Source organism: Streptomyces sp. NPDC058525, assembly GCF_042719495.1.
Taxonomy (GTDB): domain Bacteria; phylum Actinomycetota; class Actinomycetes; order Streptomycetales; family Streptomycetaceae; genus Streptomyces.
The window spans coordinates 1-26167 of the sequence record NZ_JBHXNP010000122.1 but is presented as its reverse complement, the minus strand read 5'-3'; the positions used below and the strand labels follow the sequence as shown (position 1 = coordinate 26167).

Sequence of the window (26167 nt, the reverse complement as noted above, 5' to 3'; positions counted from 1 at the left end):
GACGAGGCGCTCGACGACCTGGTCGGCTTCTTCGTCAACACACTGGTCCTGCGCACCGACACCTCCGGCGACCCGACCTTCGCGGAACTCCTGGGCCGCGTCCGGGAGACCGGTCTGGGCGCCTACGCCCATCAGGACGTGCCCTTCGAGCGGCTGGTCGAGGAGCTCAACCCGGTCCGCTCGCTGGCCCGCCACCCGCTCTTCCAGGTCGCGATGGTCCTCCAGTCCAACGCCGGTGCCGAGCTGGAGCCGGCCGCTCTGCGGGCCGAGTCGCTGCCCGCGGACACCGGAGTCGCCAAATTCGACCTCAACGTGACCCTGGAGGAGTTCTTCGGCCCGGACGGCGAGCCCGCCGGACTGGACTGCGCGATCGACTTCGCCACCGACCTCTTCGACCGGGAGACCGTCGAGTCCGTCGCCGCCCGCTTCGGCCGGCTGCTGACGGCGATGACGGCCCGCCCCGACGGCCGGATCGGCCGCGCCGACCTGCTGGCCGAGGGCGAGCGCGCCGCACTCCTCGGCGGCCACCGGCCGCTGCCCTCCCAACTGCCCCTCGTCCCGGCCGCCTTCGAGGCCCAGGCGGCGGCCACCCCGGACGACACCGCGCTGGTCTTCGGGGAGACCCGGCTGACCTACGCAGAGCTCGACGCCCGCGCGAACCGGCTCGCCCACGGACTGCGGGCCGCCGGCATCGGCGCCGAGGACGTGGTCGCGCTCGCCCTGCGCCGCTCGGCGGACACGGTGGTCTCCCAGCTCGCCGTGCTCAAGGCCGGCGCCGCCTTCCTCCCGCTGGACGCCGAGTACCCGCCGGAGCGCACCGCCCACATGCTGGCCGACGCCCGTCCGGCCGCCGTCCTCACCCACACGGGCTGGCCGCTGCCCGAGGTGCTGGAGGGCCTCGCCGTCCTGGACGCCGACGAGCGGACCTGGGCGGACCGGCCCGCCGACGCCCCGCCCGTCCGCCTCCACCCCTCGAACGCCGCCTACGTCATCTACACCTCCGGCTCCACCGGCCGCCCCAAGGGCGTGGTGGTGAGCCACGGTTCGGTCGCCGGACTGCTGGCCGCCCACCAGGCGGAGACCTTCGGCGAGCCCGCGCAGGTCCACGGCCGGCTGCGCGCCGCGCTGACCGCCTCGCTCTGCTTCGACGCCTCCTGGAACGGCCTGCTGTGGATGGTCGCGGGCCACGAACTGCACCTGATCGGCGAGGAGCTGCGCCGCGACCCGGCCGCCCTGGTCCGGCACTTCCGTACGGCGGGCGTGGACGCCGTCCAGTTCACCCCCACCTACGCCGAACAGCTCATCGCCGAAGGCCTGCTGGAGGAGCCCGCGCCCCGGGTGGTGCTGCTCGGCGGCGAGGCGGTCGGCCAGGCCCTGTGGACCCGCCTGCGCGAGGCCCCGGCCACCACCGGGCACAACCTCTACGGCCCCACCGAGTGCACCGTCGACACGCTGCTCCAGGCGTACGCCGACTCGGAGCGTCCCACCATGGGCCGCGCCGTCCTCGGCACCCGCGCCCACGTCCTCGACGAGCACCTGGGCCCCGTCCCGGCGGGCGTCCCCGGCGAGCTGTACCTGTCCGGCGCCGGCCTGGCCCGCGGCTACCTGGGCCGGCCGGCGCTGACCGCCGAACGGTTCGTCGCCGACCCGTTCACGCCGGGGGAGCGGATGTACCGCACCGGCGACCTGGTACGGCGCAACCGCGACGGCCGGATCGACTACCTGGGCCGCACCGACCACCAGGTCAAGATCCGCGGCTTCCGCATCGAACCCGGCGAGATCGAGCACGAGCTGACCCGCCACCCGGCCGTCCGCCAGGCCGTGGTCGCCCCGCACGACAGCCCGGACGGCGACCGCCGGCTCGTCGCCCACTGCGCGGTCACCGCGCCCAGCCCCGAACTCGCCGTCGAACTGCGCAGGTTCGTGGCCCAGACGCTGCCCGCCCACATGGTCCCGGCGGCGGTCGTCACCCTCGACGCGCTGCCGCTGACCGGCAGCGGCAAGGTGGACCGGCGCGCCCTCCCCGCCCCCGACTACCTGCTCTTCGCCGGCGGCCGGGCCGCCCGCACGGCGCGCGAGGAACTGCTCTGCGGCCTCCTCGCCGAGGTGCTCGGCGTGCCCGGACCCCTCTCCGTCGACGACGACTTCTTCGCCCTCGGCGGGCACTCACTGCTCGCGATGAGGCTGGTCAGCCGGGTCCGGTCGGTGTTCGCCGCCGAGATCGACGTCCGCGACGTGTTCGAGGCGCCCACGGTGGCCGGCCTGGCCCAGCGCCTGGACGGGGCCGGCGCCCGGCTCGCCCTGAGCGCCGGCGAGCGCCCCGAACGGCTGCCGCTCTCCTTCGCCCAGCAGCGGCTCTGGCTGATCGACCGGATGGAAGGCCCCAGCGCCCTCTACAACCTGCCGCTCGCCCTGCGCCTCACGGGCCCGCTCGACCCGGCCGCACTCGAACGCGCCCTCGGCGACCTGGTCGCCCGGCACGAGATCCTGCGCACGCTGATCACCGAGCAGGACGGCGAGCCCCGCCAGCGGATCGTCCCGGCCGCCGAGGCCCGGATCCCCTTCGACCTCCGTACCGCCCCGCCCGCCGACCCGGCGGCCGCCCTCACCGAATGCACCGCGACCCCCTTCGACCTCGCCGCCGAACTCCCCGTACGCGCCCATCTGTTCCCGCTCGCCTATGAAGAGCACCTGCTCGTCCTCGTCCTGCACCACATCGCCGGCGACGGCTGGTCCATGGACCCGCTGCTGCGCGATCTGGCCGCCGCCTACGCCGCCCGCAGCGAGGGCTCGGCGCCCGACTGGCAGCCGCTGCCCGTCCAGTACGCGGACTACGCGCTGTGGCAGCGCGAGCTGCTCGGCGACGAGGGCGACCCCGAGAGCCTGGCCGCACGCCAACTCGCCTACTGGCGCGACACCCTGGCGGATCTTCCCGAGGAGCTGTCGCTCCCCGTGGACCGCCCCCGGCGGGCGGACAGCGGCCACCGCGGCGACCGCGTCGTCCTCCCGCTCGGCGCCGCACTGCACCGGTCCCTGGCCGCCGTGTCGCGCGAGCACCGCGTCACGATGTTCATGACCCTGCAGGCCGGTCTGGCCGCGCTGCTGACCCGGCTCGGAGCCGGTACCGACGTACCGATCGGCTCGGTGGTCGCGGGCCGCTCGGACGAGGCGCTCGACGACCTGGTCGGCTTCTTCGTCAACACGCTGGTCCTGCGCACCGACACCTCCGGCGACCCGACCTTCGCCGATCTGCTCCACCGCGTACGGGAAGCCCAACTCGACGCCCACGCCCACCAGGACGTGCCCTTCGAGCGGCTCGTCGAGGAGCTCAATCCGGCCCGCTCACTGGCCCGCCACCCGCTCTTCCAGGTGATGCTGCTGCTCCAGGGCGGGGGCGGGACCGGCTCGCCGGGCGGCCCCGGCGAGGCGCCGCTCGACCTGGCCGGACTGACGGCCTCCGTCGAACCGGTCGGCGGCTACGCGGCCAAGTTCGACCTGTCCATCGCCATGGGCGAGTCCTTCGACGCCGACGGCGCGCCCGCCGGGCTGGAGTGCGCGATCGACTTCGCCACCGACCTGTTCGACCGGGAGACCGTCGAGTCCCTGGCGGTCCGGCTGGGCCGCCTGCTGACCGAGGTCGCGGCCCGACCCGACCGGCCCATCGGCCGCGTCGACCTCCTCTCCGCCGACGAACGCACGGAACTCCTGTACGGCGGCGACGAGTTGCCGCTGGACTTCCCGCTGCTGCCGGCCGCCTTCGAAGCCCAGGCGGCCCGCACCCCGGACGCGACCGCCCTGGTCGCCGGGGACACCCGGCTCAGCTGGGCCGAGCTGAACGCCCGCGCCAACCGCCTCGCCCACCGACTCACGGCCACGGGCGCCGGCCCGGACACGGTGGTGGCCCTGGCCCTGCCGCGCTCCGCGGAGACCGTGGTCGCCCTGCTCGCCGTCCTCAAGGCGGGTGCCGTCTCGCTCCCGCTGGACGCCGAGTACCCGGCCGACCGGACCGCCGCCATGCTGGCCGACGCCGCGCCCGCACTGGCCGTGACCGGCGACGGCTGGCCCCTGCCCGAACTGCTCGCGGGCCTGCCCGCCCTGGCGGCGGACCCGGCGCAGGACACGTACGGAGCGGCCGGCCCGAACCGGCCCGCCGCCGACAACCCGCCGCCGCGGGCCACCGCCGCCGACGCCGCCTACGTGATCTACACCTCCGGCTCCACCGGCCGCCCCAAGGGCGTGGTGGTGAGCCACGGTTCGATCGCCGCACTCCTCGCCTCGCACCGCGCCACCACCGGCCCGATCGGCGCCACCGAGCGCCTGCACGGCCGGCAGCGTGTCGCGCTGACCGCCTCGCTCTGCTTCGACGCCTCCTGGGACGGCCTGCTCTGGCTCATCGCCGGCCACGAACTGCACCTGATCGGCGACGAGGTCCGGCGCGACGCGGCCGCGCTCGTCCGGCACCTGCGCAGCGAGGCCGTCGACGTCCTGGAAGTCACCCCGTCCTACGCCGAACAGCTCCTCGACGAAGGCCTGTTGGACGAGCCCGCGCCCCGGGTGGTGCTGCTCGGCGGCGAGGCGGTCGGCCCGGCGCTGTGGACCCGCCTGCGCGAGGCACCCGCGACCACCGCGCACAACCTCTACGGGCCCACCGAATGCACCGTCGACGCCCTCACCCAGCCCTTCGCCGCCACCGGGCGCCCGGCCCTCGGCCGCACCGTCCTCGGCACCCGCGCCCATGTCCTGGACGAGCACCTGGGCCCCGTCCCGGCGGGCGTCCCCGGCGAGCTGTACCTGTCCGGCGCCGGCCTGGCCCGCGGCTACCTCGGCCGCGCGGCCCTGACCGCCGAGCGGTTCGTCGCCGACCCGTTCGCGCCGGGCCGGCGGATGTACCGCACCGGCGACCTGGTCCGCCGCACCCGGCAGGGCGAGCTCGACTACCTGGGCCGCACCGACCACCAGGTCAAGATCCGCGGCTTCCGGATCGAACCCGGCGAGATCGAGCACGTGCTGACCCGCCACCCCCTGGTCCACGCCGCCACCGTCACGGTCCACGACGACGGCACCTCCGGTCCCCGGCTGGTCGCCCACGTCGTGGCGGACGGCCCGCTCGACCGGGCCGAACTGCGCGCCTTCGCCGCCCGCTCGCTGCCCGGCTACATGCTCCCGGCCGCCCTCGTCCCGATCGACGCACTGCCGCTGACCGCCAGCGGCAAGGTCGACCGGCGCGCCCTCCCCGCCCCCGACTTCCTCTCCTCGCCCACCGGCCGCGCACCCCGGACACCGCACGAGGAACTGCTCTGCGGCCTCTTCGCCGAGGTCCTCGGCCTCCCGGACCCGGTCTCCATCGACGACGGCTTCTTCGACCTCGGCGGCCACTCCCTCCTCGCCATGAAACTGCTCGGCCGGATCCGCACCGCGCTCGGCGCCGACCTCGGCATGCGGGTGCTCTTCGAAGCCCCCACCGCGGCCGCCCTGGCCCGCCGCATCGGCCCCGGCCCCGACGACCGGTCCGGCGCCCCCGCCCAAGACGCCGAAGACGCCGAAGACGCCGACGGGGCCCGCGGCGCCCTGGACGTACTCCTCCCGCTGCGCGCCGGAGGCACCCGGGCCCCGCTGTTCTGCGTCCACCCCGCCGCGGGCATCAGCTGGGTCTACTCCGGGCTGCTGCGCCACCTCGACCCGGACCTGCCGGTCCACGGGCTCCAGGCGCGCGGTCTGCGCGGAGGCTCCCCGTCCTCCGTCACCGAGATCGCCGAGGACTACGTACGGCAGATCCGCGCGGTCCAGCCGGAAGGGCCCTACCACCTGCTCGGCTGGTCCTTCGGCGGGGTGGTCGCCCAGGCGATGGCCGTCGCCCTTCAGGCCGAGGGCCGGGACGTCGCCCTCCTCGCCCTCCTCGACGGCCTGCCCGCCGACCCCGCCCGGTACGGCGCCGACGGCCCCCCGCCCTCCGACGACCCGGTCGACACCCTCGCCGAGCTGCTCGCCTCGCTCGGCTACGACCCGGCCGACGGACGCGGCCAAGCCGACCTCACCGAACTCCTGGGCGAGGCCGCCGGCGTCCTGCCCGACGTGTTCGAGCAGCACCGCAAGCTGATGGCCGAACACGTACCGGACCGCTACCGGGGCGACGCCGTCTTCTTCGGCGCCACCCTCGACAAGCCCGCCGACTGGCCCTACTCGGCGGCCTGGCACCCGTACGTCGACGGACGCGTCGAGGAACACCGCATCACCTGCACGCACGGCGCCATGACGCAGCCGGAGCCCGTCGCACGGATCGCCGCCGTGCTCGCCGAGAAGCTTGGAGTGTGACCCGCCATGACCACCGCCTCCGTCAAACCGCCGTCCCCGGCGGCGGACGCGCCGCGCAGGAGCCGCTGGGGCCTCTGGGCACAGGGCAACTTCCGCAAGCTCTGGATCGGTGAGACGACCAGCGGCCTCGGCACCGCCGTCGGCAACGTCGCACTCGCCCTGGTGGCCGTGGTCACCCTGGAGGCCTCGCCGTTCATGGTCGGCCTGCTCACCGCCTCCGCCTGGGTGCCGTGGCTCTTCCTCGGCCTGCTGGCCGGCGCCTGGGTGGACCGCTGGCCCCGGCTGAAGGTGATGCTCGTCTGCGACCTCCTCCTGCTGCTGCTGTTCGGCAGCGTGCCGGTGGCCGGCTGGCTGGGCCTGCTGACCATGGCCCAGCTGGTGGTGGTGGCGCTGCTGGCCGGCGCGGTCAAGGTGTTCCTGTCCACCGCCAACAGCGCAGTCCTGCCCGTGCTGGTCGCCAAGCCCGACCTGCTCGAAGCCAACGTCAAACTGCGCTCCGGCGACGCGGCCGCGGAGATCGCCGGCCCCGGCCTGGCCGGTCTGCTCTCCCAGGCGTTCGGCGCGGTCAGCGGTCTGCTCGCCGACGCGGTGACCTACCTGGTGGCGGCGCTCTGCGTGGGGTCGATCCGCGTCGAGGAGAAGCCGCCGCCGGTGTCCGAACGGCGCGGGATCCTGCGCGAGATCGGCGAAGGGGTCCGCTTCCTGGCGCACGACCCGTACCTGCGCACGCTGGCCAGTTTCGCGGCCGTCGGCAACCTCGGCCTCAACGGCATCCAGGCGGTGCAGACCGTCTTCCTCGTCCGCACCGTGGGCGTCTCGCCCGGCGGCATCGGGCTGGTGTTCGCTGCGGTGTCGGTCGGCGGCCTGGCGGGTGCGGCGCTCGCCGGACGGATCGCCCGCCGGTTCGGGACGGCCCGCGGGCTGCTGCTCTGCGAGCTGGTGGGGGCGCCGTTCATCCTGCTGCTGCCGATGGCCGGGGAGCGGCTGCCGCTGCCGGTGAGCGCGGTGGCCTGGTCGATCGCGGTCTGCGGGGTGATCGCCGGAAACGTCATCGCCGGCAGCTTCTACCAGGCGTATTGCCCGCCCGCGATGATCGGCCGGATCCGGGCCAGCGCCTCCACGGTCAACTTCAGCGCCATCCCGGTGGGCGCCCTGCTCGGCGGCTGGCTGGGCGAGGTGCTCGGCGCCCGCACCACCCTGTGGATCATGGCGAGCGTGCTGCTCTCGGCCGGCGCGGTCCTGCTGGCCGGCCCGCTCCGCGGCCTGCGGAACTTCCCGGAGCGCCCGACGGCGTCCTGACCGCCCTCCCGGCCCTGTCCCAGCCCCTCTGCCCTTCCGTCTTTCCGTCCTTCTGCCCCATCGGTCCTTCCGGAGCCTCCCATGACCCGCACCGCCCGCCCGCGCCGCTTCCTGATGTGCCGTCCGACCCACTTCGAGGTCAGCTACACGATCAACCCCTGGATGGACCCGGCCAAGCCGGTGGACACCGACCTCGCGGTCGCCCAGTGGCAGCGGCTGTACGAGCAGTACCTCGCCCTCGGACACCGGGTGGACCTGATCGACCCGCTGCCCGGCCTGCCCGACATGGTCTACGCGGCGAACGGCGCCACCGTCGTCGACGGAAAGGTGCTCGGCGCCCGGTTCCGCAACGCCGAGCGCGCCGCCGAGGGCCCCGCCTACCTGGAGTGGTTCCGGGCCAATGGCTTCACCACCCACGACCCGGTCCACGTCAACGAGGGCGAGGGCGACCTCCTGCTGACGGGCCGTCACCTGCTCGCCGGGCGCGGTTTCCGCAGCGCCTCCGACGGGCACGCGGAGGCGCAGGAGTTCCTCGGCCGCCCGGTCGTCGGCCTGGACCTCGTCGACCCGCGCTTCTACCACCTCGACACCGCGCTCACCGTCCTCGACGCCGACCAGGTCATGTACTACCCGGGCGCGTTCTCGGCGGGCAGCCGGGCGGTGCTGCGCCGGCTCTTCCCGGACGCGCTGCTGGTGACGGAGGCGGACGCGGAGGTGTTCGGGCTCAACGCGATGAGCGACGGCCTGAACGTGGTGCTGCCGGAGGCGGCGACCGGGGTCGCGGCCCACCTGCGCGAACGAGGCTTCCGGCCGATCGGGATGGACCTCTCCGAGCTGTTCAAGGGCGGCGGCAGCGTGAAGTGCTGCACCTTGGAGATCCGCGAGGCGGCCTGATCCGGCCGGGCCGAAGGCCCCCTCGGCATCCCGTCAACGCCCCCTCAACGCCCCCTCAACGCCCCCTCAACGCCCCCCTCAACGCCCGATCAACGCAGCCGATCGACGCCGGTGCTCCCACGTCGATCGGCTGTTGAACGTGCCTTGCCATGCTCATCCCATCAGCCCGGAGCACTCCGGGAAGTCCCCCAAAAACCCCTTCCCACCAGGGAAGACGTCCCAGGGAGCAGTCATGGCGAAGCGTTCGAACACCCTCGGTGCCGCTCGGATCCGCCTGGCCGCCGCCGGCCTCGCCCTCGGCGCGGTGATCGCTCTCGGCGCGGCCGGTGCGGCGATGGCCGACGGCACCGGCGGCACCGGGCAGGGCGGGGGCGTCGGCGCCACCCAGGCCACGGTGCCGGCCCCGAGCCCCACCCCCACCGACGACAAGGACTGGAACAGCACCGGCTCCTGAGCCGTACCGGCAGCCGCACGGTGAGAAGGACCGTTTCCCTCCGGCCACCGCACCCCGGCCCCCCTCCCTCAGGGATCGACCAGCGCCGGCGCCGGCTCCTCCAGCAGGAGGGCCACATCGGCGGCCTCCGGAAGCCCCAGGCGGCAGAAGATCTCGTACGCCTGACGCAACCGCGCCCCCGCCTCCGCCCCGCGCCCCAGGTCCGCGAGCGAACGGCCCAGCACGACCAGCGCCTGAGCCTGGTCCCGCTCCGCCCCCAGCTCCTCGCACAGCACCAGCGCCAGCCCGGCGTGGTCGAGCGCCTCGTCGGCCCGGCCGAGCGAGCGCAGACTGTCCGCCATCCGGTAGCGCGCGTGCGCGGCCCGGTCCCGCAGACCGGCTTCCGTCGCCACCGTCAGACACTCCCGGAACCAGGTCACCGCCTCCTCGTGACGCCCGAGCGCGTGCAGCGCCAGACCCAGGACGTACAGGGTGTACGCACGCCCGGGATCGTCCTGCCGGGTCCGCAGTTCGGCGAGCGCCGCATGGCAGATCTCCACCGCCTCGTCCGCCCGTCCGCTGCGCACACGGGCCAGCGCGGCGTTCACGGTCGTCACCAGCGCGCCGGAGCGGTGCCCCAGCTCGTTGGCCAGCAGCAGCGCCTCGTCGTAGTGGTCCACCGCCTCGTCGTAGCGGCTGAGGAACTGGCAGATCAGACCGAGGTCGTTGAGCGCCTGGCGGAGGATCACCGTGTCACCGGCGGTCCGTGCCGCCTCCACCGCCTGGCGGGCCGCCGCCTCGGCCGCGTCCAGCCGGGTCGCCGCCAGGGCCACGTTCCCGCGCAGGAAGTGCGCGCGTCCGGCGGCCCGTACGTCCCCGTGCCGTACCGCCGCCTCGGCCAGCGCGTCGGCGGTGGCCGCGAGCCTGCGGCTCGGCGGGGTGAGCACGAACGGGGTGAGGGCGATCAGCAGGTCGATCGCGGCCCGCAGCGCCGTCCCCGGCACGCCGCCCGGCGGGTCCACGCCGTGGGCTCCGTCCGCTCCCGCGTCCGCGGCGACCTGGGCCGCGAGCGCCACCGCGCCCGTACGCTCCGCCGCCGTCCACTCCCGGGCCGCGTCCCATCCGGCCAGCGCCACACCGGGGGAGCGGGCCGGACCCAGTGCGCCCGCCGCCGGATCGCCCGGCACCGCGTGCTGGAAGGCGGTGCAGGCCGTGGCCAGCAGGTGGTCCAGCAGCCGGTCCCGGGCCGCCAGCGCCTCCATGCTCTCCGCCGCACCGCCGGCCGCGGAAGCGGAGCCCCCCGTCTCCGCGGGTCTGCGCCGGGCGAACGCGCGCAGCAGGTCGTGGTACCGGTAGCGCCCCGGGAACGGCGACTCCACCATCGCCACGTCCACCAGCGCCTCCAGCAGGTCCTCGGCGTCGTACTCGTCGAGGTCGAGCAGCGCGGCCGCCGCCGGCAGCCCGATGTCCGGCCCGTCCACCGAGGCGACCAGCCGGAACGCCCGGGCCTGGTCGGCGGTCAGCTGGCGGTAGCTCAGTTCGAAGGCCGCGGCCACCGCGAGGTCGCCGATGCGCAGCTCGTCGATCCGCCGCCGTTCCACCTGGAGCCGGCGGCTGAGCGTCTCCACCGTCCAGCCCGGCCGGGCCGCGAGCCGGGCGGCCACGATCCGGACCGCCAGCGGCAGGTACCCGCAGGCCACCACCAGCTCCAGTGCGGCCTCCCGCTCGGCGTCGAGGCGCTCGGTGCCGATGGTGCGGCCGAGCAGGTCCAGCGCCTCGGACGGCTGGAACACGTCCAGGTCGACCTGGACGGCGGCCGGCAGCCCGGACGGGCGGGTGCGGCCGGTGGTGAGGACCGCGCAGCCGACCGCGCCCGGGAGCAGCGGGCGGATCTGCGCCGCGTCCTTGGCGTTGTCGAGCACCAGCAGCAGCCGCCGCCCGTCCACGACGGACCGGAACAGCGCCGAGCGCGCGTCCAGCCCGTCCGGGACCGCGTCGCCGGGCACCCCGAGCGCCACCAGGAAGCCGCTGAGCACGGCCTCCGGGTCGGCCGGCACCGGATCGGAGCCGCGCAGGTCCACGTACAGCTGGCCGTCCGGGTAGGCCTCCCGGACGCGGTGCGCCACGTGCAGTGCCAGCGCGGTCTTGCCGACCCCGCCCATGCCGACCACGGTGGCGATCACCAGCGCCTGCGCGGAGGGTGCGCCGAGTGCCTCGTCCAGCACCCGGACCGGCGCCGTCCGCCCGGTGAAGTCGGCCGCGTCCGGCGGCAGCTGGGCGGGCCGCGGCGGTGCGGGGGCCGGCCGTGCGGCGGTCTCCCGCCCGTCCTGCTCCTCCCGCCGGCCCGGTTCGGCCGCCCCGGGACCGGCTCCGTCCTCGTGGCCCTCGGCGCCGCCCCGGCCCGGGTCCGCGTCCCGTCCCGGCTCCTCGGAAGCCGCCGCCCCCGTACCGCCTCCCCGCACCGGTGCCGGGCCCGGTTCCGGAGCGGCCAGCGCCTGGTCGCCCTCCAGGATCCTGCGGTGCAGCTGCTCCAGCTCCGTCCCCGGCGCGACGCCCAGCTCCGCGAGGAACAGCTGGCGCACCCCGCGGTACACGGCCAGCGCGTCCGCCTGCCGTCCGGCCTGGTACAGCGCCCGCATCAGCAGCCCGTACGCCCGCTCGTGCAGCGGGTGTTCGGTGGTGAGCGAGGTCAGCTCGGGGATGCAGCGCGAGTGCCGGCCGAGCGTCAGGTCCAGCCCGATCCGCTCCTCCAGCAGGGTCAGCCGCAGTTCCTCCAGCCGCTGCCGGTGCCGTTCCGCGAATGGTCCCGGGATGCCGGCCAGCGGTTCGCCCTGCCACAGCTCCAACGCCTGGTTGAGCAGGTCGCGGGCGCGCAGCGGATCGGTCCGCGCGGTGCGCTCCGCCTCGGAGCCCAGCGCCTCCGCCTCCGCCGCGTCCACGGCGAGCTTCGGCAGGACCAGCCGGTAGCCGTCCCCGATCGACACCAGCACGCTCGACGCGGGCCGTTCGGCCCCGGCCCCGTCCCCCTCTTCGCTCTTTCCCCCCGGGTCCAGCACCTTGCGCCACCGCCACGCGTAGGTGCGCACGGTGGTCATCGCCGCGCTCGGCGGGTCCTCGCCCCACAAGGCGGCGATGAGATCGGTGGCGCTCGCCGAATGCCCCGGCCGGAGCAGGAGCACGGCCAGCATCGCCTGCTGCTGAGGGCTCCCGATCTTGAGCGCGGCAGCGCCCCGGTGAGCCCGCATCAGACCGAGTAACGAGAAACGCAGATCGCCCAAGTTCTGCCCCCAGCCCCCAGAACACGGTGCCCGCCCCCGCTCGGCGCCCATGTCAAATTTTGTGTCACCTTTTTAACCACACCGTCGCACCCGGTGTCGAGAGTCTGTTGAGCCTGTGGTGATCAGGTGTTGAACCCTGCCGTACAGAATCGCCGTGCCGCGGGCACGCCGGAGATGGTCCGGCACCGCCCGCCCGCCCCCTCGGCCGCCGGTGGCGCCGGGCCTGACCATACATTCGGAGGCGGATTCCGTGAACACCGCACTGCTGTACCGGCTGCTCGACGCCGACCCGGCCGCCGGCCCGGCCGAACTGCTCCACCGCGCCCGGGCCGGCCGCGACCTGCCGCACCTGGTGCTCTCCGCCCTGGCCCTCGACGGCGTCCGGATGGGCGAGCCCGCCCGCGCCGAACTGCGCCGCGCCCGCGACCGCGTCGCGCAGTACGCCCGCCTGGCCGCCGGCCTCGCCCGCTCCACCGGAGTGCGCGCCATCCGCGGTCTCCCGCTCGCCGGCTACTACCCGGACGGCCTGCTGCGGCCGATGGACGGCCTCGACCTGGTCGCCCCGGACGAGGCGGCCCTGTGGCAGGCCGTCATCCGCCTGGTCACCGACCAGCCGGTGGAGCGCATCGACGTCTCACTGCTGGGCGAGCGCCCCCACCACACCGCCGTCACGCTCCACTGGCCCGCCGAGGACCCCCTGGTGGACCCCTGGTACCGGGTCCACCTCACCACCGCCGCGCTGCCCGGAGACGGCTCGGCCGTGCCCGTGCGGCCGTACCTGGCCGCCGACGAGCAGGTCGAGTGCCTCATCGCCCTCGCCGAGTCCTGTCTGCGCAGCCCGTCCCGGCCCCCCTGTCCCGTCACCCTCCTCGACATCGCGGCCCTCACCGGCCGGCCCTTCTCCGAGCCCGCCGAGACCGCCGCCGTCCTCGCCGCCTACCGCCTGGCCCCCGAGGCCGCCACCCTCCTCGACCACGCCGCCGGCCACGTCCCGCTCGGCCCCCTCGCCGCCGTCCGCGCCGAACTCGCCCCCGCGCTCGCCCCCGAAAACCGCCGCCGCGCCGAAGCCGCCACCGCCGCCCGGCGCCTGCGCACGCGCCACGGCACCCTCCTGCGCCGTACCGTCATCCGGCACGCCTGGGACCAGGCCCGCTTCCTCATCCCCTCCTCCGGCACCCCGCTCCTGCTCACCCCCGTCGCCGACTACCTCCTCGCCCCGGCGCCCCCCACCTCCACCACGCGCACCGCGGCCCTCCAGGCCCTCCACCACTGGGACAACCTGTGCTGACGCGGCCCGGGCGGGAGGCGCGAGGGACCGGGACACGGCTCCGGGGCGGGACGGGCCGGAGCCCGTCCCGCCCCGGAGGCCGGTGTCAGGAGGACTGGTCGGTCAGGATCGCCGGGTCCGAGAGGCCCGCCGCGCCCGTCTCGACCTTGCCCGCGAAGCGGCGCAGGAAGTCCGGCGCGCCGGACGCGGTGACCGTCACGTCGTACCAGCGCCGCGTGTTCTTCAGCGAGACGCTGTGCGTGACGGTGGCGCCCTTGGCGACGGTGAGCCGCTTGGGGCCGCCGCCGTAGGAGTTGGTGACGGTCAGCGTGGCCGTCGACCCTCCCGCGTTGGTGAGCGTGAGGTCCAGGTTCCCGGTCGCGGCGTTGTGCCGGGCGGTGACCTCGGGGCCGGGGGTGGTGCCCGGGTTGCGGAAGCCGCGCAGGAAGCCGTTGGGGCCGTGCACGGTCAGGTCGGTGACCCCCGCCGAGTACTGCGTGTTCCAGGTGTCCGAGATCGACTTGCCGGCCTCGGTGGTGTAGGTCCACGGGGCGTCGGTGCGGTTGCCGGAGGTGACGTAGAACTGCGCACCCAGGTCCGGACCGCCGCTGAAGGCCAGCCGGAACTTCCCCTCTCCGGTGAGCGCCGTGCCGTCCACGTACGGGGCGTACTTCAGCGCGCGGGTGGGGCGCAGGCCCTTCTCCTGGCGGGGCATGGAGCCGACGGCCGGGGCGGGCGCCCGGAAGTCGGGGTGGCGCTCGCGGTCCTGCGGCTCCCAGGCCCCGGTGTCCGGCAGCTCGACCGCGCCGGTGTCGCTGCGGCCGAAGTCGAAGGCGGAGGTGAGGTCGCCGCAGACCGCGCGGCGCCACGGCGAGATGTTGGGCTCGTGCACCCCGAACCGCTGCTCCACGAAGCGGATGACGGAGGTGTGGTCGAAGGTCTCGGAGCAGGAGTAGCCGCCGGTGCTCCACGGGGAGACCACGAGCATGGGCACGCGCGGGCCCAGGCCGTACGGCCCGGCGACGTAGCCCGCCTTGCCGGGGAAGACGTCCAGGGCGGTGGGCGTGGTCGACAGGCCCTGGTTGGCGTTGGCCGGGGCGTACGGCGGCACGACGTGGTCGAAGAAGCCGTCGTTCTCGTCGTAGGTGATGAACAGCGCGGTACGGGCCCACACGTCGGGGTTGGAGGTGAGGGCGTCCAGGACCTGTGCGATGTACCAGGCGCCGTAGTTCGACGGCCAGTTGGAGTGCTCGCTGAAGGCCTCGGGCGCGGCGATCCAGGAGACCTGGGGCAGGGTGCCGGCCGCGACATCGGCGCGCAGCCGGTCGAAGTAGCCCTCGCCGGCCTTGGCGTTGGTGCCGGTGCGGGCCTTGTCGAAGAGCGGGTTGCCGGGCTGCGCGGTGCGGTACTTGTTGAAGTAGAGGAGCGAGTTGTCCCCGTAGTTGCCGCGGTAGGCGTCGTTGATCCAGCCCCAGTGGCCGGCGGCGTCGAGTCCGTCGCCGATGTCCTGGTAGACCTTCCAGGAGATCCCGGCCGACTCCAGGCGCTCGGGGTAGGTGGTCCAGTCGTAGCCGAGTTCGGCGTTGTTGAGGACCGGGCCGCCGCCCTTGCCGTCGTTGCCGGTGTGGCCCGACCACAGGTAGTAGCGGTTCGGGTCGGTGGAGCCGATGAACGAGCAGTGGTACGCGTCGCAGATGGTGAAGGCGTCGGCGAGGGCGTAGTGGAAGGGGATGTCGTCCCGCGTCAGGTAGGCCATGGTGGTGGGCGTCTTGGCGGGCACCCAGTTGTCGTACTTGCCCTTGTTGAAGGCGCTCTGGCCGCCCGCCCAGTCGTGGTTGAGGCCCTGGAGGAACTCCATGCCGAGGTCGTCGGACGGCGGCCGGAAGGGCAGCGTCTCCTTCGTGCCGTCGGACTGGTGCCAGACGGACTTGCCGCTCGGCAGGGTCACCGGGCGGGGGTCGCCGAAGCCGCGGACGCCGTGCAGCGCGCCGTAGTAGTGGTCGAAGGACCGGTTCTCCTGCATCAGCACGACGATGTGCTCGACGTCGGCGATGGTGCCGGTGGTCCCCTGCGCGGGGATGGCGGCGGCGCGCGCGATGCTCTCGTTGAGCATCGTCAGGGCGGTGGCGCCACCGGCGAGCTGCAGGAAGCGACGGCGGTTCAGTTCTGCCATGGCGGGATCGACCTCTGCGGGTTGAGGGTGTTGGAGCGCCCCCAGGACAACGCGCCCGGGGGGCCGAAGGGGGAGCCTGACGTGAACATTCCGGGTAATCCAGTCGAACGGCAGTCGGATTCGGGAGGAGTTCGGCCAAAGTCCGGCCGGGACGGGCCGTTGACCCCGCCGGGCTGTCGCCCACCGCGCGCGCTCCCCTACAGTGCGTGATGCCCGCACCGGTCCGTGCGGTGCGCAGCCGTCGGACAGGAGCAGACCCGTGGCCACCTCCGCCCGCCCCGGCTCCCTCCCGGGCCCGTCCCCGGCGGGCCGCCCGGTCCCCGAGCTGGAGCCCGCCCTCGTAGGGGAGTGGCGGTCCGGGGGAGGGGAGCTCGTCGAGCTGTTCGCCCTGGCCCGCGAACGGCTCGGCGGCGTCGCCGCGTTCCGGCTCGGCCCGGACCCGACCGTCCTGGTCACCGACCCCGGGGCGGTACGGCACGTGCTCGCGCTCCACCCCGGCCGGTACGTCAAGCGCTCGCACCGCGCGCGCCTGCTGATCGGCGACGGGGTCCTGGCCGCGACGGGCGAGGCCTGGCAGCGGCAACGGCGGCTGTTGCAGTCCCAGTTCACCGGCCCGGGCATGCGCCGCTACGAGCAGCGGATCGCCGGGGCCGCCCGGACCGCCGCCGCGCGCTGGGCCTCGTACGCCCGCGACGGGCGGGTCTTCGACGTCGGGGACGAAATGCGCCGGTTCGCCCTGGACACGATCTGGCGCTCCCTGACCGGCCACCCCCTCGATCCTGCTTCGGAGCGCGAACTGGCCGCCGTGCCCGCCGTGGTGGCCGCGCTGCCCAGCCTGCCCGCCGACGGCGCCGTCGCCGAAGGGCCCGTCGCCGACGACCTGGCCAGGATCGACGCCGTGGCGGGCCTGGCCATCGCCGCCGCCCGCGACGGGGCCGCCGGACCTGACGGGCCGGGCCTGCTGCACGTCCTGCTCGAGGCGGCCGGCACGCGCCCCGAGTACACCGACCGGCTGATCCGCGACGAGCTCGTCACCCTGCTGGTCGCCGGGCACGAGACCACCGCCTCCACCCTGACCTGGCTCCACCTCCTGCTGGACCGCAACCCGCGGGCGCGCGAGCGGGCCCTGGCCGCCGGGGCGGAGGGCTCGCCCGAGCGCCGGCAGGCCGTCCAGGCCCTCGTGCACGAAACGCTGCGCCTCTACCCGTCCGCCTGGATCCTGCCGCGCTGCGCGTCCGAGGACGACCTCCTCGCCGGCCACCGGATCGAGGCCGACACCGACGTGCTGGTCTGCCCCTGGCTCACGCACCGGGACCCCGGACTCTGGGACGACCCCGGGCGGTTCGACCCGGACCGCTTCACCACCCCCGGCCGGCGCCCCGCCCACCCGGGGAGCTACTTCCCGTTCGGCGTCGGGCCCCGCGCCTGCCTGGGCCTGCAGTTCGCGCTCCGGGAGTCGACCGTCCTCCTGGAGCACCTGCTGCCCGCCCACGTCCCGCACTTCCGGTCCCTCCCGGCCAAGGCCGCCTACGGCCTCACGGTCCGCCCCGACGGCCCCGCCCCGGCAACGCTGGGCTAGGGGGGCCTGGCGAAAAACACTTGGACTGCCCGGGCGGGGTAGCGGGACACTGCGAACCTTGTCCTTCTGGTCCGACAAAGCAGGGTTGGGATGGGATCACCCGAATCGCACGAAGGTTCGCCGGGCCGGGGCCCGGTACTCCTCGCACTCCGCCACTACGGACGGGAGCTGGTCCGGCTGCGGAAGGTGGCCGCCCCCGCGATGCTGCTCCCCGCACTCGGCAACATCGGCATCACCTACGTCGCGCCGCTGATCGTCGCGAAACTCGTCGGCCGCATCGCCGGCGACACCGGCACCGGCATCGGCGCGATGCTGCCCTACGTCCTGGCCTTCGCCTGCTCCCTGCTCGCCGGGGAGACGCTGTGGCGCATCGGCTACCACTGCCTGAACCGCCTCGACGCCCGCGGCATCGAGAACCTGTACGTCATCGGCATGGAGGAGCTCTACGCCAAGGACGCCGCCTTCTTCCACGACAACTTCGCCGGGTCCCTGACCAAACGGGTCCTCAGCTTCGCCTCCCGCTTCGAGGAGTTCGTCGACACCCTGACCTTCTCCGTCATGGGCAACTTCGTACCGCTGCTGTTCGCCTCGGTGGTGCTGTGGCAGTACGACCCGCTCCTCGTGGCCGGGCTGCTGACGATGATCACGTTCACGGGCCTGTGCGCCGCCCCCCTGATCCGGCGCCGCCAGGTGCTCGTCGCCCAGCGCGAACAGGCGATCGCCCGGGTGTCGGGCCACGTCGCCGACAGCCTGATGAACATGGACACCGTCCGGGCCTTCGCCGCCGAGGAACGCGAGGCCGCCGAGCACCGCTCCCGGGTCGCGGAGTCGCGGCGGCTCATGCTGCGCTCCTGGGACTACGGCAACCTGCGCATCGACACGCTGGTCGCGCCGATGTCCGTACTGACCAACGTGCTGGGCCTGCTGCTGGCCGTGGCGCTCGGCGCGGGACAGCACGGGGTGGAGGGGGTCATCGTCGCCTTCACCTACTACGCGGCCGCGACCCGGATCATGTTCGAGTTCAACCAGATCTACCGGCGTCTGGAAAGCTCGATGACCGAGGCCGCGCAGTTCACCGAACTGCTGCTGGACCCGCCGACCGTGCTCGACCCGGCCACCCCCCAGCCGCTGCCGGCCCGGGCCTCCGAGGTGCGCTTCGAACGGGTGACCTTCGCCCACGGGGGCGGGAAGCCGCTCTTCGAGGACCTCGACCTGGCCGTGCCCGGCGGGACGAAGATCGGCCTCGTCGGCCGGTCCGGCGGGGGCAAGACCACCCTCACCCGGCTGCTGCTGCGGATGACGGACATCGACGCCGGCCGGATCCTGATCGGCGGCCAGGACATCAGCGGGCTGCGCCAGGCCGACCTGCGCAGCCTGATCGCCTACGTGCCGCAGGACCCCGCCATGTTCCACCGCACCCTGCGGGAGAACATCGCGTTCGCCCGGCCCGACGCCACCGACGCGGAGATCCGCCGCGCGGCCGAGGCCGCGCACGTCACGGAGTTCGCCGACGCGCTCGCGGACGGCTTCGACACCATGGTGGGCGAGCGCGGGGTGAAACTGTCCGGCGGCCAGCGCCAGCGGGTCGCCCTCGCCCGGGCGATCCTGCGCGACGCGCCGATCCTGCTGCTCGACGAGGCGACCAGCGCCCTGGACTCCGAGAGCGAGGTGCTCGTCCAGGACGCGCTGTGGCGGCTCATGGAGGGGCGGACCGCGCTCGTGGTGGCCCACCGGCTGAGCACCGTCGCCACCATGGACCGGCTCGTCGTCCTCGACCGCGGCCGGATCGTCGAACAGGGCTCGCACCAGGAGCTGCTCGCCTCGGACGGCGCCTACGCGAAGCTCTGGCAGCACCAGTCGGGCGGCTTCCTGGACGACACCCCGGCGGGGGCCGACCGGCACTGAACCGCCGTACGGCCGCCCTAGCCGGTGCCGGTGCCGGTGCCGGTGCCGTCGACCCGGCGGCCCGCGTGGAGTTCCAGCGGGCCCCGTCCCGTGGCGCGGACGGTGAGGGCGGCCTTGATCCGGCGCCGGAGCGAGGGCTTGACCAGGTCGCGGAGTTCCCCGGGGGTGGCCGTGCGCCAGGCGAGGAGCTCCGCGGGGTCCACGCGGACCCGGGCGAGGGCGGGCGCGTCCAGGACGCCGCCGTCGTAGAGGAAGCGGACCCGGGCCAGCCGGCCCGGCTTGTGGGACCAGTCGACGGCCAGCAGGCGACCGGGCGCGAGGTCGAGGCCGATCTCCTCCCGGACCTCCCTGCGGGCGGCGGCGCGCGGGGTCTCGCCGAGGTCGCTGTCGATGCCGCCGCCGGGCAGCTGCCAGCACCGGGTGTTCCCGTACGCGGGCCGCACCAGCAGGATCCGGCCGCCGGCGTCGGTGAACAGCACGCTCGCCGAGGTCGTGGCCTTGGGACGGCTGGCGCGGTGCCCGGCGGCGTCGAGGGCGCCCGCGTGCTCCAGGGCGCTGCGGGCGGCCGGATCGAGGCCCGCCGGGGAGCCGGGCTGGGGCACGCCGTCGACCAGATGGGCCAGGGAGCCGGTGTGCAGGGCGGCCAGTGCGGCGCGCAGCCGCGGTGCGATCCGGGCGGGCAGGGCCGCGCAGGCCTCGTCCGGCCGGAGCCAGCGCGCCTCGCTGATCTCGCCGTCCGGGAAGGAGAGGGAGGCGGCCTCCTCCGGGCGCAGCGGGCCGACGAGGTGGACGTGCACGACGAGGGAGCGGCCGAGCTCGCCGGGCGGGCGGGAGTCCACCGCGAGCAGCCGGCCCACCGGCAGGCTCAGGTCCAGCTCCTCCTTCAGCTCGCGCGCGAGTCCCTCCTCCGGTGTCTCGGTGCCCTCGACCGTGCCGCCCGGCAGTTCCAGGTCGTCCTTGTAGGAGGTGGTCAGGACCAGGACCCGCCCGTAGGTGTCCAGCACGATCCCGGTGGCGGCCACCAGCGGGGAGGGCTGGGCGGCGTAGTACGCCCGCACCGTGTCGGGGGAGGGGCGGTCGGGCACGGGCGGGCTCCAGTCGTCGGCGGCGGGCCGGCCGGGCGCGCGGCCGGCCGGGCGGGCGGTCGCCGGTCCGCGCGGCAGGCTCAGGCGCGGGCCAGCAGCATGCCGCCCATGGTCACCATGGTCGCCGCGACCAGGCCGTCCAGCACCCGCCACGCGGAGGGACGGGCCAGCAGTCCGCTGAGCAGCCGGGCCCCGTAACCCAGGGTCCCGAACCAGGTCAGGCTCGCCAGCACCGCCCCGATGCCGAAGGCCCAGCGCAGGTCTCCCCGGTCGGCCGCGAGCGAACCGAGGAGCAGGACGGTGTCCAGGTAGACGTGCGGGTTGAGCCAGGTCATGGCCAGGCAGGTCAGCACGGCCCGGCGGCCCGACCCGGCGGCCGCGCCCTCCGTGCTGAGCGCCGCGCCCGGGACGGGCCGCAGCACCCGGCGGGCCGCCAGGACTCCGTAGCAGATCAGGAAGGCGCCCCCGGCCAGCCCGACCACGGTCAGGGCGGCGGGCCAGGCGGTGACGAAGGCCCCGACGCCGGCGACGCCGAGGGCGATCAGGAGCGCGTCCGACACGGCGCAGATGGCGACGACGGCGAGGACCGCGTGGCGGCGCGCGCCCTGGCGCAGGACGAAGGCGTTCTGCGCGCCGATGGCGACGATGAGGGAGAGTCCGGTGCCGAAACCGGCGAGGGCCGCCGTGATGATGCCGTGGTTCATGTCCTCGACCGTAGGCAGCCGCGACGCTTCAGTACAGCTAAAGATTTTTACGTACCATTAGCGCTCATGATGGATGAACTGCCGCTCGACCAGGTGCGGACCCTGCTGGCCGTGGTGGACGAGGGCACCTTCGACGCGGCGGCCGCCGCCCTGCACGTGACCCCGTCCGCGGTCAGCCAGCGGGTCAAGGCCCTGGAGCAGCGCACCGGGCGGGTGCTGCTGATGCGGACGAAGCCGGTGCGCGCGACGGACTCGGGTGAGGTGGTGGTCCGCTTCGCCCGGCAGCTGGCCCGGCTCGAGCGGGACGCCCGGGCCGAGCTGGGGATGGCCGAGGGGATGGGCCCGGTGCGGCTGCCGATCGCGGTGAACGCGGACTCGCTGGCGACCTGGTTCCTGCCGGTGCTGAGCCGGGTGCCGCAGGACCCGCCGGTCTGTGTCGAGCTGCACCGCGAGGACGAGTCGCACACGACCGCGCTGCTGCGGGAGGGCCAGGTGATGGCGGCGGTGACCTCCTCGCCGGACCCGGTGGCCGGGTGCACCGTACGGACGCTGGGACTGTCGCGGTACCTGCCGGTGGCCAGCCCGGACTTCGCCGCCCGGCACCTCACCGGGGATCTGGAACGCGATCTGCGGCGGGCGCCGACGATCGTCTTCGACCGCAAGGACGAGCTCCAGGACGCCTTCGTGCGGTCGCTGGCGGGGACGCGGCCGGGGACGCGGTCGGGGGTACGGGCGGACTCGGCGGCGGTGAGCGCCGGGCCGGTGCGGCACCACGTACCGACATCGGAGGGGTTCCGGGACGCGGTGGTCGCGGGGCTGGGGTGGGGGATGGTCCCGGAGCAGCAGGCGAGGCCGCTGGTGCGCACGGGCGGGCTGGTGCTGCTCGCGCCGCGCCGGCCGATGGACGTGCCCCTGTACTGGCAGCAGTGGAAGCTGGACTCGCCGGCCCTCTCGCTGCTCGCACGGCTGGTGGCGGACGCGGCCGGGAAGGCGCTGCGCACGCCTCCGGCGGCCACGCCCTAGGCTGCGGAGCATGGAGACCTACACGATCGGCCAGGCGGCGCGGCTGCTCGGCGTGAGCGTCGACACGGCGCGGCGCTGGGCGGACGCGGACCGGTTCCCCACGCGCCGGGACGGCACGCGGCGCATCGTCGACGGGCCGGACCTGGCCGCGTTCTGCGTGGCCGTGGCCCAGGAGAGCGGCGACGGCGACGGCGACGAGGCCCCGTACACCTCGGTGCGCAACGCCTTCCCGGGGATCGTCACCGGGGTGCGGCTGGGCGCGGTCGAGGCGCAGGTGGAGATCCAGTCCGGACCGCACCGCATCGTGTCGCTGCTCACACGCGAGGCCGTGGAGGAGCTCGGACTGGAGGTGGGCGCGCGGGCCACGGCCCGGGTGAAGTCGACCAGCGTGTTCGTCGACCGGACCTGAGGCCCGTGCCCGGTCCGCCGCCCGGGTCCGTCACCCGGGTCCGCCGCCCGGGTCCGCCGCCCGGGTCCGTCGCCCCGGTCCGTCGCCCCCGTCCGTCGCCCCGGTCCGCCACCCGGCCGTCCGGTGCGGCCTCGCGGACGCCGGCGGCAGCCCGGTGCGATGGCACACTGGCCGGTGATCAGCCGAAAGAGGAGCACGTCGTTGTCCATGTTCAGCACCTTCCGCCGGGTCGTGCGCCGCGGCTACCGGCGGGCCGTCGACCTCAGCCACCCGTCCCGCTCCCCGCTCGGCAGCGCCGTGGTCAACTGCGTGGTCTACCAGGAGGGCGTGCGGCAGGACGGCTGCGCCGAGGTCGAGGAGGCGCTGCGCCGGGTCCGCAAGGCGGGCCGCGGCTTCGTCTGGATCGGCCTGCACGAACCGGCGGAGTCGGAGCTCGCCGGGCTCGCCGAGCTGTTCGGCCTGCACCCGCTCGCCGTCGAGGACGCGGTGAACGCGCACCAGCGCCCCAAGGTGGAGCGGTACGACGACACGCTGTTCTCCGTGTTCAAGACGGTGCGCTACGTCGAGCACGAGGAACTGACCGCGACCAGCGAGGTCGTGGAGACCGGCGAGCTGATGGCCTTCACCGGTGAGGACTTCGTCATCACCATCCGGCACGGCGGCCAGGGCACGCTCGGCCCGGTCCGCGAGGAGCTGGAGGCGTCCCCCGAGCAGCTGGCCCAAGGGCCCGCGGCCGTACTGCACGCCATGGCCGACCACGTGGTCGACGACTACGTGGCCGTCACGGACGCGGTGCAGAACGACATAGACGCCGTCGAGACCGCGGTGTTCAGCGAGGCGGGCGGACGCGGCGACGCCGGCCGGATCTACCAGCTCAAGCGGGAACTCCTTGAGCTGCGGCGGGCGGTGGCGCCGCTGAGCCGTCCGCTGGAGCAGCTGGCGACCCAGCCGATACCGGTGATCCCGGCGGAGTTCCGCGCGTACTTCCGGGACGTGGCCGACCACCTGACCCGGGCCACCGAGCAGATCGGCGCCTACGACAACCTGCTGGACTCGATCCTCCAGGCACATCTGGCGCAGGTGACGGTCGCGCAGAACGAGGACATGCGCAAGATCACGGCGTGGGCGGCCATCGTCGCCGTGCCGACCATGGTCTGCGGGGTCTACGGGATGAACTTCGACCACATGCCCGAGCTGCACTGGACGTACGGCTACCCGCTCGTCCTCGGGGTCATGGCGGTCGCCTGCTTCGTCATCCACCGCGGCTTCCGGCGCAACGGCTGGCTTTGAACCGCCCTCTCAACCGTCGCGCCGACGCCGCCACCGAGGCGCGGGTCGCCGCGCGGTAACGATGTGGACACCGATCGACGCGGGTTTCGTGGTGCGGAGCAGGCGCCCCGCGGGGACGATTCGGACGTGGTCGGACACGGCGCCTCTCCGCACCCCGGTCACCGGTCGGCAGGTGCCGGATATCGTGCCGTGTGGCCGAATGTGGGTCCCGGGTAACTGGCTTGACCCCGTTGTAAGGGGGGCATAAGTTCTGCCCCGGCTTGATCCAGCAGGACGGGCCGCACTTCCGTCCTCTGGGGGGACCCCGTGAACCACTACACCGACGTTCTGAAGAAGTACGCGGACTTCTCCGGCCGCGCGCGCCGCCAGGAGTACTGGATGTTCTCGCTCATCCAGTCGGTCATCGTCATAGCCCTGGTGATCCTCGACCTGGTGCTGGGGACCTACATGGTCCTCACCCTCCTGTACGTGCTCGGCACCGCCGTCCCGAGCATCGCGGTCCTCGTCCGCCGTCTGCACGACGTCGGCAAGTCCGGCTGGTGGTACTTCATCACCTTCGTCCCGGTCGTCGGCTTCATCTGGCTGCTCGTCCTGACGGCCACCGCGGGTCAGCAGACGCCGAACGAGTACGGCCCGGACCCCAAGGGCTACCACGCCTGACCTGGGCCTTCGCCCGTAGAGCCTGAGCGCCGCCCCGGCCGGAGACAGCCGGGGGCGGCGCTTTCGCCGTTTCCGGGGTCCGACGTGACTCGTGTCTCCCTCGGCTCGTGGCAGGGGGCTGTCCAGACCGGCCCGATCACGAGATATCTTGATGTCGAGCAATGTTGCAGACGAGAGACGCAGACTGTGGAGCGGAGCATCCGGTGACTGACTCGACCATCATCTACACGCACACTGACGAGGCCCCGGCCCTCGCGACGTATTCGTTCCTGCCTGTGATCCAGGCATACGCGTCGACGGCCGGTGTGAATGTCGAGACCCGTGACATCTCCCTGGCCGGTCGGATCATCGCCAGCTTCCCCGAGCACCTCGAGGAGAGCCAGCGGATCGCGGACGCCCTCGCCGAGCTCGGCGAGCTGGCGAAGACCCCCGAAGCCAACATCATCAAGCTTCCCAACATCTCGGCTTCGATCCCGCAGCTCAAGGCCGCGGTCGCCGAGCTCCAGGGCCAGGGCTACGCGCTCCCGGACTACCCGGACGACCCGAAGACCGACGAGGAGCGCGAGATCCGCGCCCGCTACGACAAGGTCAAGGGCAGCGCCGTCAACCCGGTCCTGCGCGAGGGCAACTCCGACCGCCGCGCCCCCGCCTCGGTCAAGAACTACGCCAAGGCCCACCCGCACCGCATGGGTGCCTGGAGCGTCGACTCGAAGACGAACATCGCCACCATGGGCGAGAACGACTTCCGCTCCACCGAGAAGTCCGCGGTGATCGCCGAGGCCGGCACCCTGCGCATCGAGCACGTCGACGCCGACGGCGCCACCACCGTGCTGCGCGAGTCCGTACCGGTCCTGGCCGGTGAGGTCGTGGACGCGTCCGTCCTGCACGTCGACGCGCTGCGCACCTTCCTGAACGACCAGATCGAGCGTGCCAAGGCCGAGGGCGTCCTGTTCTCCGTGCACCTCAAGGCCACGATGATGAAGGTCTCCGACCCGATCGTCTTCGGCCACGTGGTCCGCGCCTTCCTCCCGAAGACCTTCGCCCGCTACGGCGAGACCCTCGCCGCCGCCGGCCTGTCGCCCAACGACGGCCTCGGCGCGATCCTGAACGGCCTGGGCGCGCTGCCCGACGGCGACGCGATCAAGGCCTCGATCGACGCCGAGATCGCCGAGGGCCCGGCCCTCGCCATGGTCGACTCCGACAAGGGCATCACCAACCTGCACGTGCCGTCCGACGTCATCGTCGACGCCTCGATGCCGGCCATGATCCGCACCTCCGGCCACATGTGGGGCCCGGACGGCAACGAGGCCGACACCCTCGCGGTCCTGCCGGACAGCAGCTACGCGGGCGTCTACCAGGTCGTCGTCGACGACTGCCGCGCGCACGGCGCCTTCGACCCGTCCACCATGGGCTCGGTGCCGAACGTCGGCCTGATGGCCCAGAAGGCCGAGGAGTACGGCAGCCACGACAAGACCTTCGAGATCGCCGCCGCGGGCACCGTCCGCCTCGTCGACGCCGCGGGCACCACGGTCCTGGAGCAGGAGGTCGCCGCCGGCGACATCTTCCGCGCCTGCCAGACCAAGGACGCGCCGATCCAGGACTGGGTCAAGCTCGCCGTCACCCGCGCCCGCGCCACCGGTGTCCCGGCCGTCTTCTGGCTCGACGAGACCCGCGCCCACGACGCGCAGCTGATCGCCAAGGTCAAGACGTACCTGGCCGACCACGACACCGAGGGTCTGACCATCAAGATCCTCTCCCCGGTCGAGGCCACCGCCTTCTCCCTGGAGCGCATCCGCCGCGGCGAGGACACCATCTCGGTGACCGGCAACGTGCTGCGCGACTACCTGACCGACCTC

16 protein-coding genes are annotated in these 26167 nt (G+C 74.1%); 12 read left to right on the top strand and 4 right to left on the bottom strand.

Annotation, left to right across the window (positions count from 1 at the left end; genetic code table 11):
- The 4 genes from ACFWP3_RS36725 to ACFWP3_RS36710 form a co-directional block, all read left to right on the top strand.
- The coding region (locus tag ACFWP3_RS36725; RefSeq protein WP_384230053.1) for an amino acid adenylation domain-containing protein at nucleotides 1-6312 on the top strand (6312 nt) is incomplete at its 5' end.
- 6 nt (nucleotides 6313-6318) lie between these two features.
- Entirely contained in the window at nucleotides 6319-7611 is a 1293-nt protein-coding gene (locus tag ACFWP3_RS36720; RefSeq protein WP_384230051.1) for an MFS transporter, read from the top strand.
- Between the two features lie 81 nt (nucleotides 7612-7692).
- Entirely contained in the window at nucleotides 7693-8505 is an 813-nt protein-coding gene (ddaH, locus tag ACFWP3_RS36715; RefSeq protein ID WP_384230048.1) for a dimethylargininase, read from the top strand.
- A gap of 232 nt (nucleotides 8506-8737) precedes the next feature.
- The gene (locus ACFWP3_RS36710) at nucleotides 8738-8959 is read left to right on the top strand and encodes a hypothetical protein (protein WP_384230046.1); all 222 of its coding nucleotides are present in this window, start codon (nucleotides 8738-8740) and stop codon (nucleotides 8957-8959) included.
- 68 nt (nucleotides 8960-9027) lie between these two features.
- On the opposite strand, the gene ACFWP3_RS36705 is transcribed toward ACFWP3_RS36710, so the two are convergent.
- A complete protein-coding gene (locus ACFWP3_RS36705) occupies nucleotides 9028-12183 on the bottom strand; it encodes a BTAD domain-containing putative transcriptional regulator (RefSeq protein ID WP_384230043.1) in 3156 nt (1051 codons plus the stop codon).
- A 283-nt stretch (nucleotides 12184-12466) separates the two neighbouring features.
- On the opposite strand from ACFWP3_RS36705, the gene ACFWP3_RS36700 reads away from it, so the two are divergent.
- Nucleotides 12467-13504 (top strand): hypothetical protein, encoded by a 1038-nt coding sequence (locus ACFWP3_RS36700; protein ID WP_384230040.1) that lies wholly within the window; start codon nucleotides 12467-12469, stop codon nucleotides 13502-13504.
- Nucleotides 13505-13589: 85 nt separating this feature from the next.
- Here ACFWP3_RS36700 and ACFWP3_RS36695 read toward each other — a convergent pair whose 3' ends face one another.
- Complete coding sequence (locus ACFWP3_RS36695) at nucleotides 13590-15656, bottom strand: phosphocholine-specific phospholipase C (RefSeq protein WP_384230038.1); 2067 nt, start codon at nucleotides 15654-15656, stop codon at nucleotides 13590-13592.
- Nucleotides 15657-15915: 259 nt separating this feature from the next.
- On the opposite strand from ACFWP3_RS36695, the gene ACFWP3_RS36690 reads away from it, so the two are divergent.
- Together ACFWP3_RS36690 and ACFWP3_RS36685 are read left to right on the top strand one after the other, a co-directional pair.
- Nucleotides 15916-17235 carry a cytochrome P450 gene (locus tag ACFWP3_RS36690; RefSeq protein ID WP_384230035.1) on the top strand — a complete coding sequence of 440 codons (1320 nt, stop codon included), beginning with the start codon at nucleotides 15916-15918 and terminating at the stop codon, nucleotides 17233-17235.
- A 90-nt stretch (nucleotides 17236-17325) separates the two neighbouring features.
- Nucleotides 17326-19140, top strand: a complete 1815-nt coding sequence (locus ACFWP3_RS36685) for an ABC transporter ATP-binding protein (RefSeq protein WP_384230032.1) — start codon at nucleotides 17326-17328, stop codon at nucleotides 19138-19140.
- Between the two features lie 17 nt (nucleotides 19141-19157).
- Here ACFWP3_RS36685 and ACFWP3_RS36680 read toward each other — a convergent pair whose 3' ends face one another.
- Together ACFWP3_RS36680 and ACFWP3_RS36675 are read right to left on the bottom strand one after the other, a co-directional pair.
- Nucleotides 19158-20225, bottom strand: coding sequence for an NUDIX domain-containing protein (locus ACFWP3_RS36680; protein WP_384230029.1), 1068 nt, complete (start codon nucleotides 20223-20225; stop codon nucleotides 19158-19160).
- Nucleotides 20226-20305: 80 nt separating this feature from the next.
- On the bottom strand, nucleotides 20306-20929 hold the full coding sequence (locus ACFWP3_RS36675; protein ID WP_384230027.1) for a LysE/ArgO family amino acid transporter: 624 nt from the start codon (nucleotides 20927-20929) through the stop codon (nucleotides 20306-20308).
- Between the two features lie 69 nt (nucleotides 20930-20998).
- On the opposite strand from ACFWP3_RS36675, the gene ACFWP3_RS36670 reads away from it, so the two are divergent.
- The 5 genes from ACFWP3_RS36670 to ACFWP3_RS36650 all read left to right on the top strand — a co-directional run.
- Nucleotides 20999-21952 (top strand): LysR family transcriptional regulator ArgP, encoded by a 954-nt coding sequence (locus tag ACFWP3_RS36670; RefSeq protein ID WP_384230058.1) that lies wholly within the window; start codon nucleotides 20999-21001, stop codon nucleotides 21950-21952.
- Nucleotides 21953-21962: 10 nt separating this feature from the next.
- Nucleotides 21963-22361 carry a molybdopterin-binding protein gene (locus ACFWP3_RS36665; RefSeq protein ID WP_384230024.1) on the top strand — a complete coding sequence of 133 codons (399 nt, stop codon included), beginning with the start codon at nucleotides 21963-21965 and terminating at the stop codon, nucleotides 22359-22361.
- Between the two features lie 207 nt (nucleotides 22362-22568).
- Complete coding sequence (gene corA / locus ACFWP3_RS36660) at nucleotides 22569-23651, top strand: magnesium/cobalt transporter CorA (protein WP_384230056.1); 1083 nt, start codon at nucleotides 22569-22571, stop codon at nucleotides 23649-23651.
- Nucleotides 23652-23957: 306 nt separating this feature from the next.
- Nucleotides 23958-24311 carry a DUF805 domain-containing protein gene (locus ACFWP3_RS36655; protein ID WP_384230022.1) on the top strand — a complete coding sequence of 118 codons (354 nt, stop codon included), beginning with the start codon at nucleotides 23958-23960 and terminating at the stop codon, nucleotides 24309-24311.
- 203 nt (nucleotides 24312-24514) lie between these two features.
- A partial coding sequence (locus tag ACFWP3_RS36650; protein ID WP_384230019.1) for an NADP-dependent isocitrate dehydrogenase occupies nucleotides 24515-26167 on the top strand: 1653 nt, incomplete at its 3' end.

Bases quoted from the DNA above. Each gene is read 5' to 3' on its own strand.
- ACFWP3_RS36720 (WP_384230051.1), top strand. From the start codon at position 6,319: ATGACCACCGCCTCCGTCAAACCGCCGTCCCCGGCGGCGGACGCGCCG.
- ACFWP3_RS36695 (WP_384230038.1), bottom strand. From the start codon at position 15,656: ATGGCAGAACTGAACCGCCGTCGCTTCCTGCAGCTCGCCGGTGGCGCC.
- ddaH (WP_384230048.1), top strand. From the start codon at position 7,693: ATGACCCGCACCGCCCGCCCGCGCCGCTTCCTGATGTGCCGTCCGACC.
- ACFWP3_RS36665 (WP_384230024.1), top strand. From the start codon at position 21,963: ATGGAGACCTACACGATCGGCCAGGCGGCGCGGCTGCTCGGCGTGAGC.
- corA (WP_384230056.1), top strand. From the start codon at position 22,569: ATGTTCAGCACCTTCCGCCGGGTCGTGCGCCGCGGCTACCGGCGGGCC.
- ACFWP3_RS36710 (WP_384230046.1), top strand. From the start codon at position 8,738: ATGGCGAAGCGTTCGAACACCCTCGGTGCCGCTCGGATCCGCCTGGCC.
- ACFWP3_RS36705 (WP_384230043.1), bottom strand. From the start codon at position 12,183: ATGCGGGCTCACCGGGGCGCTGCCGCGCTCAAGATCGGGAGCCCTCAG.
- ACFWP3_RS36670 (WP_384230058.1), top strand. From the start codon at position 20,999: ATGGATGAACTGCCGCTCGACCAGGTGCGGACCCTGCTGGCCGTGGTG.
- ACFWP3_RS36685 (WP_384230032.1), top strand. From the start codon at position 17,326: ATGGGATCACCCGAATCGCACGAAGGTTCGCCGGGCCGGGGCCCGGTA.
- ACFWP3_RS36675 (WP_384230027.1), bottom strand. From the start codon at position 20,929: ATGAACCACGGCATCATCACGGCGGCCCTCGCCGGTTTCGGCACCGGA.